Raw genomic sequence first — 14,726 nt, 5'->3', positions numbered from 1 at the left:
GGCCGACCCAGCGATGGGACAGACGGCGGATCGGGCAGTGGCAGCCGCCCGATCCGCCGCTTTCGTTTCTGGGTCTCGACTTTGAATCATGCCGGAGAGGGGATTCCGGCGCAACGAAAATAACAGGACCGGGCAGGGACAGCAGACCGTGTCGGAAAGCTTCAGAGGCGAGTTCAACCAGAAGGTTGACGGAAAGGCGCGGGTCTCGATCCCTGCATCGTTCCGGCGTGTCCTCGAAGCAGGTGATCCTTCCTTCGATGGCAGCCGCCCGAAATTCGTTCTGGTCTATGGCCGCCCCGGCGCGGAATTCATCGAAGGTTACACGATGGCGCAGATGGCGCGGCTTGAAGCCCGCATCCGGCGCATGCAGATCGGCTCCAAGCCCCGCCGCGCGCTGGAGCGTAACTTCATCACCCTCTCGCAGCAGGTTGAAATCGACGACGATGGCCGGATCGTGCTGCCGCCCAAGGCGCGCGACAAGATCGGTCTGGATGCCGATATGCTGAAGGATGGCGCGGAGGCGACCTTTGCGGGCACGCTGGATACCTTCCAGATCTGGCGCCGCGATTCCTACGATGCGCTGAATGCCGCGGCCGAGGAAGACGACGATCTGGACGATCTGATCCCTGAGGGCGCCGACATGCTAGCGCTGCTGTCCGACGAGCCGGAGGAATAGCCGGTGGAGACGCGCGCACCGCATATCCCGGTGCTTCTGCGGCCGCTGCTGGATGCCTGCGCCCCGGTTTCGGGCCGCTGGCTGGATGGCACGTTCGGGGCAGGGGGCTACACGCGCGGTCTGCTGGCCGCCGGGGCCGATCATGTGACGGGGGTCGACCGTGACCCGCTGGCGCTGCAAATGGCCGCTGCCTGGGCCGGTGACTATGGTGACCGGCTGAGCCTCGTGGCCGGAAATTTCTCGCAACTGGATGAATATGCACAGGATCTGGACGGCATCGTGCTGGATCTGGGTGTGTCTTCCATGCAGCTTGATCAGGCCGAGCGCGGCTTTTCCTTCCAGAAGGATGGCCCGCTGGACATGCGGATGAGCCAGGATGGCCTCTCTGCCGCCGATCTGGTGAACGAGGCGGATGAGGCAGTGCTGGCCGACATCCTTTATCATTACGGCGAGGAACGCGCCTCGCGTCGCATCGCGCGCGCCATCAGCGAGGCGCGCAAGGTCGAACCGATCACCCGCACCCTGCAACTGGCCGAAATCGTCGCGCGCTGCCTGCCGCGCCCGAAACCGGGACAAAGCCATCCCGCGACGCGCAGCTTTCAGGCCATCCGCATCGCGGTGAATGCTGAGTTCGACTCGCTGGCCGAGGGGCTGGCGGCGGCGGAACGCGCGCTGCGCCCCGGCGGGCTGCTGGCCGTGGTCACCTTCCACAGCCTTGAGGACCGGATCGTGAAACGGTTCTTCCAGAGCCGCAGCACGGAATCGCAGGGCAACCGCTATGCCCCTGCTGCGCAGACCCTGACACCCAGCTTCGCCATGGTGACCCGCAAGGCGGTGGGGCCGGATGATGTGGAACTGGCGGAAAATCCGCGCGCGCGCTCAGCCCGGCTGCGGGTCGGTCGCCGGACCGCGGCGGCCGCGCACCGGCTTGACCCCGCGGCGATGGATGTGCCGCTGCTGCCCCGCAAAGGAGGACGCCGCTGATGCGTGCCCTTGTCTATCTGCTGACCTTCGCGGCTGTCATCGGGCTGGGTTTCTGGGCCTACAAGGAAAACTACGCAACGCAACAGGCACTGAAGGATGTATCGCGGCTGAACTCGGAAATCGCGGACCTGCGCGAAGCGCTGTCAATCCAGCGTGCCGAATGGGCCTATCTGAACCGCCCCGACCGGCTGCGCGAATTGTCGACCATCAACTTCGACCGGCTGCGCCTTCTGCCGATGGAGCCGGAGCAATTCGGCCTTGCCAGTGAAGTGGCCTATCCGGCGCCCGTTGTGTCGCTGCCCGATGTGAATGCGCCCGTCGATATCTCCGGCGAACAGGAGCAGAACCCATGACCCGCACGCCGCTGCGCCCTCTGGCCCGCATCCTTTCCGCCCGTGCCGCCGGGGAAAACCCCGACAGTATCGAACGCGAGAACCTGCGCGCCCGGCACGAGGTCATGCGTGAGAAATCGCGCAAGCGCTCCGAGGGGCGTTTGCTGATTCTGGGCCTGTCGTTCTTCATGGCGTTCACGGTGGTCGGCGCCCGCATGGGCCTGCTGGCGGCGTCCGAACCGATGGAGCCACGTTCAGCCGCACCCGGCGCCGCGATTCTGGCGCAGCGGGCGGATATTACCGACCGCAATGGCCGGGTGATGGCGACCAATCTGGTAACGCATGCGCTTTATGCTCAGCCCAAGGACATGGTGGACCCGGAACGCGTGGCGCGCGAACTGGCGGTCATCTTCCCCGATCTGAAGGAAGAAGACCTGCACCGCCGCCTGACCGATGGTCGCAGCTTCCTGTGGATCAAGAAAAAGCTCAGCCCCGAACAGATGCAGAAAGTGCACGAGATCGGCGATCCGGGCCTGCTGTTCGGCCCGCGCGAGATGCGGCTTTATCCCAACGGGCGGTTGGCCGCGCATGTGCTGGGCGGCGCATCCTTCGGCACCGAGGGGGTGAACAGCGCCGAGGTGATCGGGACGGCGGGGCTGGAGAAATTCCTCGACGACCGGCTGCGCGATCCGGCGCAGACGGCAGAGCCGTTGCAACTGTCGCTGGATCTCACGCTGCAATCGGCGGTGACTGAGGTTCTGGACACCGGCATGAAGATGATGAACGCAAAGGGTGCTGCCGCCGTGCTGATGGATGTGCGCACGGGCGAAATCCTCAGCCTCGTCTCGCTGCCCGATTTCGACCCGAACGACCGTCCGAATCCGCTGGTGAAGGGCGATCCGGGCGACAGCCCCCTGTTCAACCGGGCGGTGCAGGGCGTCTACGAGCTTGGCTCTACCTTCAAGATTTTCGCGGTGGCTCAGGCGCTTGAGCTTGGTCTGGTGAAGCCCGACACGCTGGTCGACGCCAATGCGCCGATGGTGTGGGGCAAGTTCCGTATCAAGGAATTCCGTAACCACAACTATGGGCCTTATCTCTCGGTGGCCGATGTCATCGCCAAATCGTCGAACGTCGGCACGGCGCATGTGGCGCTGATGGTGGGGGGGCTGAAACAGCAGGCGTTCCTCAAGACGCTGGGCTTCTTCGAGCCGACCCCGATCGAGATGGTCGAGGCGAAAAGCTCGCGTCCGCTGGTGCAGAAGAACTGGTCCGATATCGTGACAATCACGGTCTCCTACGGGCATGGCCTGTCCGCCAGCCCGATGCATCTTGCCGCCGCCTATTCCGCCATTGCCAATGGCGGGGTCGCGGTGCCGCCGACGCTGCTGCGGCGCAAGACCGTGCCGGAAGGCACGCGCGTGATGTCGGAACGGGTGGCGCGGCAGGCGGTCGACATGCTGGCAGGCGTGGTCGAACACGGCACCGCCTCTTATGCCAAGCTGGAGGGCTATGCGATTGCCGGCAAGACCGGCACGGCCGACAAGCCGAAGCCCACCGGCGGCTATTACAAGGACAAGGTGATCAACACCTTTGCCAGCATGTTCCCGGCGGACAATCCGCGCTATGTGCTGATCGTGACGCTGGACGAGCCGGTGGATACCTCCGGCTCCGAGCCGCGCCGCACCGCCGGTTATACCGCCGTGCCGGTGGCGGCCGAGGTGGTGCGTCGCGTCGCGCCGCTTCTGGGCATCAGGCCGAAGATTGAACTCCCCCCGGCGAATGCGCTAACAGCCGTCGTCCATAACTGAGACGGGGGCTGTCCCATGACAGAGCGCAGGGCGACACTGGCGGAACTGGGCTTGACCGCCAAGGGCGGGCAGGAGGCGCGGGTGACCGGGCTTGCGGTGGACAGCCGGGCGGTGAAGCCCGGCTTTCTGTTCGCGGCCCTGCCGGGCAGCCGGATGCACGGGGCGGAGTTTGTGGAATACGCGTTGCGCATGGGGGCGGCGGCTGTGCTGACCGATGCCGAGGGCGCGCGGATCGCGGCGCCTGCGCTGGCCGGGGCGAAAGTGGCGCTGGTGGTGGTGGCCGATCCGCGTCAGGCGCTGGCACTGGCGGCGGCGCTGTGGTTCGGCGCGCAGCCGGAAACCATGGTGGCGGTGACCGGCACCAACGGCAAAACCTCGGTCGCGACCTTCACCCGGCAGATCTGGATGGCCCTGGGCCATGCCGCCATCAACATCGGCACCACCGGGGTTGAAGGCGCCTGGGCCGCGCCCTCTGCCCATACCACGCCGGACCCGATTACGCTGCATTCCATGCTGGCTGCGGCGGCGGAAGCCGGTGTGACCCATGCCGCGATGGAAGCATCGAGCCACGGGCTTGACCAGTTCCGCATGGATGGCGTGCGGCTGAAGGCCGGGGGCTTTACCAATTTCACGCAGGACCATCTGGATTATCACGGCACGTTCGACGCCTATTTCGCCGCCAAGGCCGGGTTGTTCGACCGGGTGCTGCCGCCCGATGCGACGGCGGTGATCAACATGAATGACGCACGCGGCGCCGATATGGCGGCCATTGCGGAGGCCAAGGGCCAGCGGCTCCTGACTGTGGGGCATGATGCCGGATGCGATCTGTGCATCGCCGGGCAGCGGTTCGATGCGACCGGGCAGGATGTGCGCTATCTCTGGCAGGGCCAGCCGCATCAGATCCGCCTGAACCTCATCGGCGGTTTCCAGGCCGAGAATGTGGCGCTGGCCGCCGGTCTGGTGATCGGTGCGGGTGAGGCGCCGGGCGATGTGTTCCGCGTGCTGCCGCACCTGACCGGCGTGCGCGGGCGGATGCAGCTTGCGGCCACGCGGGCCAATGGCGCTTCGGTTTTCGTCGACTACGCCCATACGCCCGATGCGCTGGCGACTGCGCTGAAGGCATTGCGTCCGCATGTCATGGGACGGCTGATCGTTGTTTTCGGTGCCGGCGGCGACCGCGACCGGGGCAAGCGCCCGTTGATGGGCGCTGCGGCGCGCGAGGCGGCAGATGTTCTGTTTGTGACAGACGACAACCCCAGAAGCGAGGAGCCGGCGGATATTCGTGCAGCAATTCTGCAAGCCTGCCCGGAGGCGAACGAGGTCGGTGACCGCGCCGAAGCCATCCTGCGCGGCGTCGATGCGCTTCAACCGGGTGACGCCCTGCTGATCGCGGGGAAAGGGCACGAGACAGGCCAGGTCTTCAAGGGTGACGTCTATCCTTTCGATGATGTCGAACAGGCGTCGATTGCCGTCGCCGCGCTGGACGGGATGATCTGATGGCTGCGCTCTGGACCTCTGCTGACGCCATTGCCGCCACCGGGGGCAGCTCGCCCTGCGACTGGGCGGGGAATGGTGTTTCCATCGACACCCGCAGCCTTCAGCCGGGTGATCTGTTCGTGGCGCTGAAGGACGTGCGCGACGGCCATGATTTCGTGGCGCAGGCTTTGGCGCAGGGGGCGGCTGCCGCGCTGGTCAGCCGCATCCCTGAAGGGGTGGCGCCGGATGCGCCGCTGCTGCTGGTCCCCGATGTGCTGAAGGGGCTGGAGGCGCTGGGCCGTGCCGCCCGCGCGCGGACGGCGGCGAAGGTTGTGGGCATCACCGGCTCGGTCGGCAAGACCTCCACCAAGGAAATGCTGCGGGCCACGCTGACCGGGCAGGGGCGTGTGCATGCCGCCGAAGCCAGCTACAACAATCACTGGGGCGTGCCGCTGACACTGGCGCGGATGCCCGCAGAAACAGATTTTGCCATTATCGAGATCGGGATGAACCACCCCGGCGAAATCGCGCCTCTGGCACGGATGGCCGATCTGGACGTGGCTGTGATCACCACCGTCGCGCCGGCCCATCTGTTTGCCTTCGACGGGCTGGACGGGATCGCGCAGGAAAAGGCCGCGATCCTTGACGGGTTGCGCCCCGGAGGTATCGCGATCCTGCCTGCGGGCCTGAGCGTGTCGGACATTCTCATGTCCAGGGCTGCCGAAACCGGCGCCCGTGCCATCACCTTCGCGGAAACGGCTGCCGACTGGCGGATTGACCGTGCCGACTGGGGCGCGGAGGCCAGCGCCGTGCAGGCCATCACCCCCGCCGGTCCGCGCCTGTTCCGCGTGCAATCGCCGGGGCGCCATTTTGCCGTCAATGCGCTGGCCGTTCTGGCTGCCGCCGAGGCGCTGGGCGCCGATCCCGCATTGTCGGCGCAGGGCCTTGGCCGCTGGTTGCCCCCGGCAGGCCGGGGCCAGCGCGAGCGTATCACCACCGATCCGGTCGCCGATGAAGGGTTCGACCTGATCGACGATGCCTTCAACGCCAACCCGGCCTCGATGGCCGCCAGCCTTGATGTGCTGTCGATCCTGCGCCCCGAGGATAATGTGGGCCGCATCCGTCAGGGCCGCCGCATCGCCATTCTGGGCGACATGCTGGAACTTGGTCCGACCGAGCTGGCCCTGCATGCCGAAATCGCCAGCCACCCGGCTCTGGCGAGCCTCACCACCGTTCATTGCGTCGGCCCGCGCATGAAGGCGCTGCATGCGGTGCTGCCGCAGGCATTGCGCGGCGAATGTGTTGAAACGGCAGCCGAACTGCTGCCGCGCCTGCGCGCGCTGGTTGATGCCGGTGACATCGTGCTGGTGAAAGGCTCCAAAGGCATCAAGGTCAGCCTGCTGGTCGAGGCGCTGCGCAAACTGGGGCAGCCGCGCCCCCAAGACGACAAGGGAACAGAGTAATGCTGTATCTTCTCACCGAGTTTTCGGACGGGGGCGACCTGTTCAACCTGTTCCGCTACATCACCTTCCGCGCGGGCGCGGCCTTTGCCACGGCGCTGATCTTCGGCTTCCTGTTCGGCCGTCCGCTGATCAACCTGCTGCGACGCAAGCAGGGCAAGGGCCAGCCGATCCGGGATGATGGCCCGGCCTCGCATTTCTCCAAGGCGGGCACGCCGACGATGGGGGGCTTGCTGATCCTGTCGGCGCTGATGGTTTCGACCCTGCTCTGGGCGCGGCTTGACAACCCCTATGTCTGGATCGTGCTTCTGGTGACGCTGGGCTTTGGCCTGATCGGCTTTGCCGACGATTATGCTAAGGTTACCAAGCAGAACACCAAGGGCGTCTCGGGCCGCGTGCGCATGGCGCTGGGTCTGCTGATCGCCGCGCTGGCCGCTTATGCCGCCGCGCGCTTCCACCCGGAGGCGCTGACCAATCAGCTTGCGCTGCCGCTGTTCAAGAACGCGCTTCTGAACCTTGGCTGGTTCTTTGTGCCCTTCGGCATGATCGTGATTGTCGGCGCCGCCAATGCGGTGAACCTGACCGATGGTCTGGACGGCCTTGCCATCATGCCGGTGATGATCGCGGGTGGTGCGCTCGGCGTCATTTCCTACGTCGTCGGCAACTTCAACTTTACCGAATATCTGGGCGTCCACTTCGTGCCGGGCACCGGGGAGCTGCTGATCTTTGCCGCCGCGCTGATCGGCGGAGGGTTGGGTTTCCTGTGGTACAATGCGCCGCCGGCGGCGGTGTTCATGGGCGATACCGGCAGCCTCGCGCTGGGTGGCGCCCTGGGCGCGATTGCTGTCTGCACCAAGCACGAGATCGTGCTGGCCATCGTCGGCGGACTCTTCGTGGTCGAGGCGCTGAGCGTTATCATCCAGGTGCTTTACTTCAAACGCACCGGGCGACGGGTGTTCCTGATGGCGCCGATTCACCACCATTTCGAAAAGAAGGGCTGGGCTGAGCCGCAGATCGTGATCAGGTTCTGGATCATCTCGCTGATCCTCGCGCTGATCGGTCTGGCCACGCTGAAGGTGCGCTGATCCGGTGGCGGCACGCAAGCGCGAGGCCGAGCTGTATCCGGCGCTGAAGCTCTGGCTGGAAGGGCAGGGCTATGAGGTGAAGGCCGAAGTTGGCCATTGCGATATCCTTGCCCGCCGGGGCGAGGAGGCGCCGGTGGTGGTGGAGATGAAGGCCGGCTTCACGATGTCTCTGGTGCTGCAAGGCGTGCGACGGCTGAGCCTTTTTGACACCGTTTATCTCGCCGTGCCCGCGCCCGGTCCGCGTGGCTGGCCCGCGCGTTACCGCGACATCCTCGCCCTCTGCCGCCGCCTCGGTCTTGGTCTTCTGGCGGTAGAGCAGACCGGCAAGGTGCAGGCCCATCTCGACCCCGGCCCCTACCGTCCCCGGCCACAGAAGCAACGCGCCGGTCGGTTGTTGCGCGAATTCGACCGACGGGTAGGCGACCCCAATACCGGCGGCACGCCGGGCGGGGCGCGGATGACCGCCTATCGGCAGGATGCCCTGCGCCTTGCCCGCGCGCTGGCGACCGGCCCCGCCGCGCCGAAAGCGCTCGCCACCGCCACCGGCGTTGCCCGCGCGGGCGAGATGCTGCGGGCCGATCACTATGGCTGGTTCGAACGCGCCGCGCGCGGGATCTATGGGCTGACCCCGAAAGGTGCCGCCGCGCTGGAGGACCATGCCGGGGCGCTGGCGGATCTCTAGCAAGGTCAGGGGCGCTGCCCCTCCGGGCCTGCGGCCCGTTCACCCCGGGATATTTATTGCCAAGATGAACGCCCTTGCCATTCATCTTGGTCCAAATATCCCGGGGGAGCGCCAAGGGCGCGGGGGCAGAGCCCCCCTTACGACAGCAGCGCCTGGACCTGAGCGGTGAAATCCTCGCCGCGTTTTTCGAAGTTCGGATACTGGTCAAAGCTGGCGGCAGCGGGGGCAAGCAGCACCACATCGCCCGGCTCGGCCTCTTCTGCCGCGCGGGCGACGGCGCGGGCCATCGTCTCGCAGATCTCATGCGGGGTGTTGCCGATCTGTAGCGCGAAGTCTCGGGCCGAATGGCCGATCAGATAGGCTTTCATCACCGATCCGAGGAAGGGCTCCAGCGCCGCGATGCCGCCATCCTTGCCCATGCCTCCGGCGATCCAGCGGATCTTCGGAAAAGCCTGAAGCGCTTTTGCGGCACTGTCGACATTGGTGGCTTTGCTGTCATTCACGAAGCGGACGCCATTCCTTTCGCCGACCAGCTGGCTGCGATGCGGCAGGCCGCCGAAGGATTGCAGCGCCTGTTCAATCAGCTTGGGTGCGAGCCCCAGCGCACGGCAGGCGGCATAGGCGGCGCAGGCATTCTGGTGGTTATGGGCACCGGGCAGCCCCGAAATCTCGCGCAAGTCGATGGAGGCCATCTGCTTGCCGCGCCGCCATTCGGCAAGGAAACCCTTGCGGGCAAAGACCGACCAGCCAAAGCCTTCGAGCTTCGTGCCGGAGGAGACGCGGATCACCCGGTCATCCTCTGGTCCCTGCGCCATCTGGTTGGCAAGGAAACGCCCCTCGGTCTCATCCACGCCCACGATGCAGCGATCCGGGCCGCCTTCCGCGAACAACCGGCGTTTGGCGGCGAAATAGCCGCCCATGCCGTTGTGACGGTCCAGATGATCGGGCGAGAGGTTGGTGAACACCGCCACATCGGGCGTCAAGGCGCGGGCAAGATCAGTCTGGTAGCTGGACAGTTCCAGAACGATGACCTCGCCATCCTGCGGCGGGTCGATGTCCAGCACGCCGCGGCCGATATTGCCCGCCATCTGCGTCGGCCGGCCGGCGACTTGCAGGATATGGTGGATCAGCGCCGTGGTGGTGGATTTGCCGTTCGATCCGGTAACGCAGACGACGCGCGGGGCAGTATCGAACTTCGCCCAGTCGGCTGCACCGAGGCTTTGGAAGAACAGGCCGATGTCATTGTCGACCGGCACGCCAAGGTCGAGCGCGCGGGCGATCACTTTGTTCGGCTGCGGGTAAAGATGCGGGATGCCGGGCGACGTGATCAGGCAGGCCACGCCATCAAAGGCGCCCTGTTTCATCAGATCGGTGCATGCAAAGCCCTCGGCCTCGGCCTCGGCCTTGGCGCGCGCTTCTGGGCTGTCGTCCCACAGCACGGGCTCGGCCCCGCCTGCCTTCAGCGCGCGCGCGGTGGCAAGGCCGGATCGCCCCAGCCCCAGAACCGCCACCTTGCGACCCGCATAACCCTGAACCGGAATCATCCCGCACCCCGCCGTCATTTCGGCGCGCAGAATGGGCGAGGGGGGCGGCGCCTGCAAGCACTGGAATGGCCAGGCGGGTGCGTCTTTTCCGGCGTCCCGCGCACGGCAGCGTGATGCCGGGACAGCCCCATCTTGCATGCAATTCCACTGGCCTTGCGGGCGGAATCCCGTTAGGCTGATCCTCAAGCCGGGCAAACCGGCAGCTTTAGGCAAGCAGGCAAATCAGGCGGTTCCCATGACTGAGATGGTCTATGGTTCGATGCCCGTACGGGTCACCGAGCCGGTTCTCCCCCGTTGGTGGCGAACGCTCGACAAATGGACATTGGCGGCGGTGCTGATCCTGTTCGGCATCGGCATCCTGCTGGGGCTGGCTGCCTCTGTCCCCCTGGCGACGCGTAACGGGCTGGACCCGTTCCATTATGTGCAGCGGCAGGCGTTCTTTGGCGCGCTGGCGCTGGTGGCCATGCTGGGCACCTCGATGCTGCCGCCCGAGATGGTACGGCGGCTGGGGATCATCGGTTTTGCGCTGTCCTTCGTGGCGCTGGCGCTGCTGCCGGTCTTCGGCACCGATTTTGGCAAAGGCGCCGTGCGCTGGTTCTCGCTGGGCTTCGCTTCGTTCCAGCCCTCTGAGTTTCTGAAGCCGGGGTTCATCATCGTCACCGCCTGGCTGATGGCTGCCAGTCAGGAACTGAACGGCCCGCCGGGCAAGAGCATTTCCTTCGCCATTACCCTGCTGGTCGTGGGCTTTCTGGCGACCCAGCCCGACTTCGGTCAATCCATGCTGGTGCTGTTCGGCTGGGGTGTGGTCTATTTCGTGGCCGGGGCGCCGTTTCTGCTGATCTCGGTCGTCATCGCGCTCATCGCAGGCGGCGGGGTGGTCGCTTATGGCGCATCCGAGCACTTCGCCCGCCGGATCGACGGCTTTCTTGCCGCTGACATCGACCCGCGCTCGCAGTTGGGCTACGCGACCAACGCCATTCAGGAAGGCGGCTTCTTCGGCGTGGGGGTCGGTGGCGGTCAGGTGAAATGGACGCTGCCGGATGCCCATACCGATTTCATCATCGCTGTCGCGGCCGAGGAATATGGCCTGCTGCTGGTGCTGTGCATCCTTGCGCTTTATGGCACGGTCGTCGTGCGGTCGATGTTCCGCCTGATGAAAGAGCGTGATCCCTTCGTGCGGCTGGCCGGCGCCGGTTTGGCCTGCATCTTCGGCGTGCAGGCGATGATCAACATGGGCGTGGCGGTGCGCCTGCTGCCCGCCAAGGGCATGACGCTGCCGTTCGTCAGCTACGGGGGATCATCCGTCATCGCGGCGGGCATCACTGTCGGCATGTTGCTGGCGCTGACCCGGACCCGCCCGCAGAACGAGCTGCACGATCTGCTGTTCCGTCGGGGGCGCTGATATGGCAGGGCAGGCGCCACTTCTGCTGATCGCGGCCGGGGGCACCGGGGGGCATATGTTCCCCGCGCAGGCCCTGGCCGAAGCGATGATCGCGCGGGGCTGGCGGGTGAAGCTTTCGACCGATGCGCGCGGCGCCCGCTATGCTGGCGGCTTCCCGGCCGAGGTGGTGGTGGAGCAGGTGGCCTCGGCCACCTTCGCGCGTGGCGGGTTGGCGGCGAAGGCACTGGTGCCCTTCCGCATCGCGGGGGGGATCGGCGCGGCGGTGCTGGCGCTGCTGCGCGACCGGCCTGAGGTCGTAGTGGGCTTCGGTGGCTATCCGTCGATACCGGCGCTGGCGGCGGCCACGCTGCTGCGGTTGCCGCGGATGATCCACGAACAGAATGGCGTGCTGGGCCGCGTCAATCAGGTCTTTGCCCGGCGGGTGAACCTTGTCGCCTGCGGCACCTGGCCCACAGCCCTGCCCGACGGGGTGGAGGGCATTCATACGGGCAATCCGGTGCGGCAGTCGGTGCTGGATCGCGCCGGTGCTCCCTATATTCCGCCCGGGGACTATCCGATGAGCCTTGTGGCCATTGGCGGCAGCCAGGGCGCGCGCATCCTGTCGGATGTGGTGCCCGCCGCCATTGCGGCCCTGCCGGAATCGGTGCTGCGCAATCTGCGGGTCGCCCATCAGGCCCGGGCCGAGGATATGGAGCGGGTGGCCGCAACCTATGAAGCGGCCGGGATCATGGCCGAGGTCGAACCCTTCTTCACCGACATTCCGCGCCGGCTGTCCGAGGCGCAATTGGTGGTATCGCGCTCGGGTGCTTCATCCATCGCCGATATCTCGGTGATCGGGCGGCCCTCCATCCTGATCCCTTTTGCCGCGGCCACCGCAGACCACCAGACCGCCAATGCGCGGGGGCTGGTTTCCGCCGAGGCAGCTATACTTATCCCTGAATCCGCCCTTGACCCCGCCACCCTGACCGCGCAAATGGCCGCCGTGCTGACGCAGCCGCAGGCGGCCGGGCGTATGGCCGCCAATGCCCTTGCGCAGGGCCGACCCGACGCCACCGAACGGCTGGTCGACCTGGTTCTGCGCCTTGCCCGGAAAGAGTGACCCATGAACGCGACCAAACTGCCCCTTGAACTGGGGCCCATCCACTTTATCGGCATCGGCGGCATCGGCATGTCGGGTATTGCCGAGGTGCTGATGACGCTGGGCTACCGCGTGCAGGGATCGGATGCGAAGGCCTCGAAAATCACCGACCGGCTGGTCGGCCTTGGCGCGCGTTTCTTCGAAGGTCAGCGGGCCGAGAACATCGGCGATGAGGTCGGGGTGGTGGTGATCTCTTCCGCCATCAAGCCCGGGAATCCCGAGCTGGAAGAAGCCCGCCGCCGCAAGCTGCCGGTGGTTCGCCGGGCCGAGATGCTGGCCGAGCTGATGCGGATGCGGTCGAACATTGCCGTGGCAGGCACGCATGGCAAGACCACGACCACGACCATGGTGGCAACACTGCTGGACAAGGGCGGCTTTGACCCGACCGTCATCAATGGCGGCGTGATCCATGCCTATGGCTCCAACGCCCGCGCGGGCGCCGGGGAATGGATGGTGGTCGAGGCCGATGAAAGCGATGGCAGCTTCAACCGCCTGCCTGCGACCATTGCCATCGTCACCAATATCGACCCTGAGCATATGGAACATTGGGGCAGCTTCGACGCGCTGCGCAAGGGCTTCCTCGACTTCGTGTCGAACATCCCCTTCTATGGCCTGGCGGTCTGCTGTACCGATCACCCCGAGGTGCAGGCGCTGGTGGGCCGTGTCACTGACCGCCGGGTGGTGACTTTTGGCTTCAACGCGCAGGCGGATGTGCGCGCGGTGAACCTGAAGTTCGATAACGGCAAAGCCTTCTTCGATATCCTGCTTCAGAATGAAGGCGAAGGTTCGAAAATCGAAGGCTGCACCCTGCCCATGCCGGGCGATCACAACGTCTCGAACGCGCTTTCCGCTGTCGCCGTGGCCCGCCATCTGGGGATGAAGAAGGACGAGATCCGCGAGGCGCTGGCCAATTTCGCGGGCGTCAACCGCCGCTTCACCCGCGTGGGCGAGGTGAATGGCGTGACCATCATCGACGATTACGGCCACCACCCGGTCGAGATTGCCGCCGTGCTGCGTGCCGCGCGTCAGGCGACGAAGGGCCGGGTCATCGCCGTGCATCAGCCGCACCGTTTCTCGCGCCTGTCCTCGCTGTTCGATGATTTCTGCACCTGTTTCAACGAAGCCGATGTGGTGGCGATTGCCGAGGTCTATGCCGCGGGGGAAGAGCCCATCCCCGGCGCCAGCCGCGACGATCTGGTCTCCGGCCTGATCGCCCATGGCCACCGCCACGCCCGTGCGCTGATCGACGAATCCGATCTGGCGCGGCTGGTGCGCGAACAGGCGCGGCCGGGTGACATGGTGGTCTGCCTCGGTGCGGGCACCATTTCGGCCTGGGCGAATGCGCTGCCGACCCGTCTGGCGGAGCGCGCGGCATGAGCGTTTCGCTGGCCCTTGCCTGTATCTGGGTGGTGCTGGCCTCGGCCGTGGCCATGGGGCCGCGCCGGTTCCACTGGCCTGCCGCGCTGATGCTGGCGGCCAGCGGCATTCCCCTGCTGGGGTGGGTCACCTGGGAAAACGGCGCCTACTGGGGCCTTGGTTGCCTGATCGGCGGCGCCTCGATCCTGCGCTGGCCGCTGATCCATGTGGCGCGGCGCATCGCTGGGCGCGCCACGCCTTAGACCAGCTCCTTCACCGCCTCCATCGCCACATAGGTCGAGGTCGCCGCGACATGGGGCAGGGCGCTGATGCGTTCGGCCAGAACGCGGCGGTAATCCTGAATATCCGCCGTCCGCACCTTCAGCAGATAATCGAAACGCGACGCGATCATGTGGCACTGCTCCACCTCGGGGATCAGCCGCACCGCCTTGTTGAAGGCTTGCAGTGCCATTTCGCGTGTATCCGACAGCCGCACTTCGACAAAGGCGACATGGGCAAGGCCCATGGCGATCGGGTCCAGCATGGCGCGGTAGCCCGCGATGACGCCGCCTTCCTCCAGTCGTTTCAGCCGCGTCTGCGTCGGGCTTTTCGACAGGCCGATGCGGCGGGCAAGCTCGGTCGCGGTGATCCGCCCCTCCGCCGCCAGAACCCGCAGAATCGCCTTGTCGTATGAATCCAGCTCCATCTGCGCATTTGACATCAAAAAACCTTTCATCTTCGGGCGATATGCCTGCCTGAAGGTCCATCATCGGGAAAATCACC

At 66.0% G+C, this 14,726-nt stretch carries 14 protein-coding genes; 12 read left to right on the top strand and 2 right to left on the bottom strand.

Annotation, left to right across the window (positions count from 1 at the left end):
* The first annotated feature begins 148 nt into the window (after window positions 1-148).
* From mraZ to IE126_RS17975, 8 genes are read left to right on the top strand one after another with little or no spacing between them, the layout of a single operon-like run.
* The gene (gene mraZ / locus IE126_RS18010; protein WP_054302231.1) at window positions 149-676 is read left to right on the top strand and encodes a division/cell wall cluster transcriptional repressor MraZ; all 528 of its coding nucleotides are present in this window, start codon (window positions 149-151) and stop codon (window positions 674-676) included.
* Between the two features lie 3 nt (window positions 677-679).
* Complete coding sequence (rsmH, locus tag IE126_RS18005) at window positions 680-1,660, top strand: 16S rRNA (cytosine(1402)-N(4))-methyltransferase RsmH (protein ID WP_108129286.1); 981 nt, start codon at window positions 680-682, stop codon at window positions 1,658-1,660.
* Complete coding sequence (gene ftsL, locus IE126_RS18000; protein WP_108129287.1) at window positions 1,660-2,013, top strand: cell division protein FtsL; 354 nt, start codon at window positions 1,660-1,662, stop codon at window positions 2,011-2,013. The genes rsmH and ftsL overlap by 1 nt, the downstream gene beginning before the upstream one ends.
* Window positions 2,010-3,800, top strand: a complete 1,791-nt coding sequence (locus tag IE126_RS17995; RefSeq protein ID WP_054302228.1) for a peptidoglycan D,D-transpeptidase FtsI family protein — start codon at window positions 2,010-2,012, stop codon at window positions 3,798-3,800. Before ftsL ends, IE126_RS17995 begins: the two co-directional genes overlap by 4 nt.
* A 15-nt stretch (window positions 3,801-3,815) precedes the next feature.
* On the top strand, window positions 3,816-5,297 hold the full coding sequence (locus IE126_RS17990; protein WP_189381789.1) for a UDP-N-acetylmuramoyl-L-alanyl-D-glutamate--2,6-diaminopimelate ligase: 1,482 nt from the start codon (window positions 3,816-3,818) through the stop codon (window positions 5,295-5,297).
* Window positions 5,297-6,739, top strand: coding sequence for a UDP-N-acetylmuramoyl-tripeptide--D-alanyl-D-alanine ligase (locus tag IE126_RS17985; protein WP_189381788.1), 1,443 nt, complete (start codon window positions 5,297-5,299; stop codon window positions 6,737-6,739). Before IE126_RS17990 ends, IE126_RS17985 begins: the two co-directional genes overlap by 1 nt.
* Entirely contained in the window at window positions 6,739-7,821 is a 1,083-nt protein-coding gene (gene mraY, locus IE126_RS17980) for a phospho-N-acetylmuramoyl-pentapeptide-transferase (RefSeq protein WP_054302225.1), read from the top strand. Before IE126_RS17985 ends, mraY begins: the two co-directional genes overlap by 1 nt.
* A 4-nt stretch (window positions 7,822-7,825) precedes the next feature.
* Window positions 7,826-8,503, top strand: coding sequence for a DUF2161 family putative PD-(D/E)XK-type phosphodiesterase (locus IE126_RS17975; protein WP_189381787.1), 678 nt, complete (start codon window positions 7,826-7,828; stop codon window positions 8,501-8,503).
* A 137-nt stretch (window positions 8,504-8,640) separates the two neighbouring features.
* On the opposite strand, the gene murD is transcribed toward IE126_RS17975, so the two are convergent.
* The gene (murD, locus tag IE126_RS17970) at window positions 8,641-10,047 is read right to left on the bottom strand and encodes a UDP-N-acetylmuramoyl-L-alanine--D-glutamate ligase (RefSeq protein ID WP_108129409.1); all 1,407 of its coding nucleotides are present in this window, start codon (window positions 10,045-10,047) and stop codon (window positions 8,641-8,643) included.
* A 235-nt stretch (window positions 10,048-10,282) separates the two neighbouring features.
* On the opposite strand from murD, the gene IE126_RS17965 reads away from it, so the two are divergent.
* The 4 genes from IE126_RS17965 to IE126_RS17950 are packed head-to-tail and all read left to right on the top strand — an operon-like array spanning window position 10,283 to window position 14,206.
* A complete protein-coding gene (locus tag IE126_RS17965) occupies window positions 10,283-11,449 on the top strand; it encodes a peptidoglycan glycosyltransferase FtsW (protein WP_054302222.1) in 1,167 nt (388 codons plus the stop codon).
* A 1-nt stretch (window position 11,450) separates the two neighbouring features.
* Window positions 11,451-12,548: a UDP-N-acetylglucosamine--N-acetylmuramyl-(pentapeptide) pyrophosphoryl-undecaprenol N-acetylglucosamine transferase gene (locus IE126_RS17960; protein ID WP_108129291.1), complete on the top strand. Its 1,098-nt coding sequence runs from the start codon at window positions 11,451-11,453 to the stop codon at window positions 12,546-12,548.
* 3 nt (window positions 12,549-12,551) lie between these two features.
* Entirely contained in the window at window positions 12,552-13,964 is a 1,413-nt protein-coding gene (gene murC, locus IE126_RS17955) for a UDP-N-acetylmuramate--L-alanine ligase (RefSeq protein WP_054302221.1), read from the top strand.
* Entirely contained in the window at window positions 13,961-14,206 is a 246-nt protein-coding gene (locus tag IE126_RS17950; RefSeq protein WP_108129292.1) for a DUF2484 family protein, read from the top strand. The genes murC and IE126_RS17950 overlap by 4 nt, the downstream gene beginning before the upstream one ends.
* On the opposite strand, the gene IE126_RS17945 is transcribed toward IE126_RS17950, so the two are convergent.
* Window positions 14,203-14,649, bottom strand: coding sequence for an Lrp/AsnC family transcriptional regulator (locus IE126_RS17945; protein ID WP_407646060.1), 447 nt, complete (start codon window positions 14,647-14,649; stop codon window positions 14,203-14,205). The two genes, IE126_RS17950 and IE126_RS17945, sit on opposite strands and share 4 nt — an antisense overlap.
* Between the last annotated feature and the right edge of the window lie 77 nt (window positions 14,650-14,726).

This window comes from Gemmobacter nanjingensis, assembly GCF_014652195.1.
GTDB lineage: Bacteria > Pseudomonadota > Alphaproteobacteria > Rhodobacterales > Rhodobacteraceae > Gemmobacter > Gemmobacter caeni.
The sequence above is the reverse complement of the archived record's forward strand: the minus strand, read 5'-3'. Positions and strand labels throughout refer to the sequence as shown.

Excerpts from the sequence above, each read along its gene's own strand:
- IE126_RS17950 (WP_108129292.1), top strand. The coding sequence starts at position 13,961 with ATGAGCGTTTCGCTGGCCCTTGCCTGTATCTGGGTGGTGCTGGCCTCG.
- IE126_RS17965 (WP_054302222.1), top strand. The coding sequence starts at position 10,283 with ATGACTGAGATGGTCTATGGTTCGATGCCCGTACGGGTCACCGAGCCG.
- ftsL (WP_108129287.1), top strand. The coding sequence starts at position 1,660 with ATGCGTGCCCTTGTCTATCTGCTGACCTTCGCGGCTGTCATCGGGCTG.
- IE126_RS17960 (WP_108129291.1), top strand. The coding sequence starts at position 11,451 with ATGGCAGGGCAGGCGCCACTTCTGCTGATCGCGGCCGGGGGCACCGGG.
- murC (WP_054302221.1), top strand. The coding sequence starts at position 12,552 with ATGAACGCGACCAAACTGCCCCTTGAACTGGGGCCCATCCACTTTATC.
- murD (WP_108129409.1), bottom strand. The coding sequence starts at position 10,047 with ATGATTCCGGTTCAGGGTTATGCGGGTCGCAAGGTGGCGGTTCTGGGG.
- IE126_RS17945 (WP_407646060.1), bottom strand. The coding sequence starts at position 14,649 with ATGGAGCTGGATTCATACGACAAGGCGATTCTGCGGGTTCTGGCGGCG.
- IE126_RS17985 (WP_189381788.1), top strand. The coding sequence starts at position 5,297 with ATGGCTGCGCTCTGGACCTCTGCTGACGCCATTGCCGCCACCGGGGGC.
- mraY (WP_054302225.1), top strand. The coding sequence starts at position 6,739 with ATGCTGTATCTTCTCACCGAGTTTTCGGACGGGGGCGACCTGTTCAAC.
- IE126_RS17995 (WP_054302228.1), top strand. The coding sequence starts at position 2,010 with ATGACCCGCACGCCGCTGCGCCCTCTGGCCCGCATCCTTTCCGCCCGT.
- IE126_RS17990 (WP_189381789.1), top strand. The coding sequence starts at position 3,816 with ATGACAGAGCGCAGGGCGACACTGGCGGAACTGGGCTTGACCGCCAAG.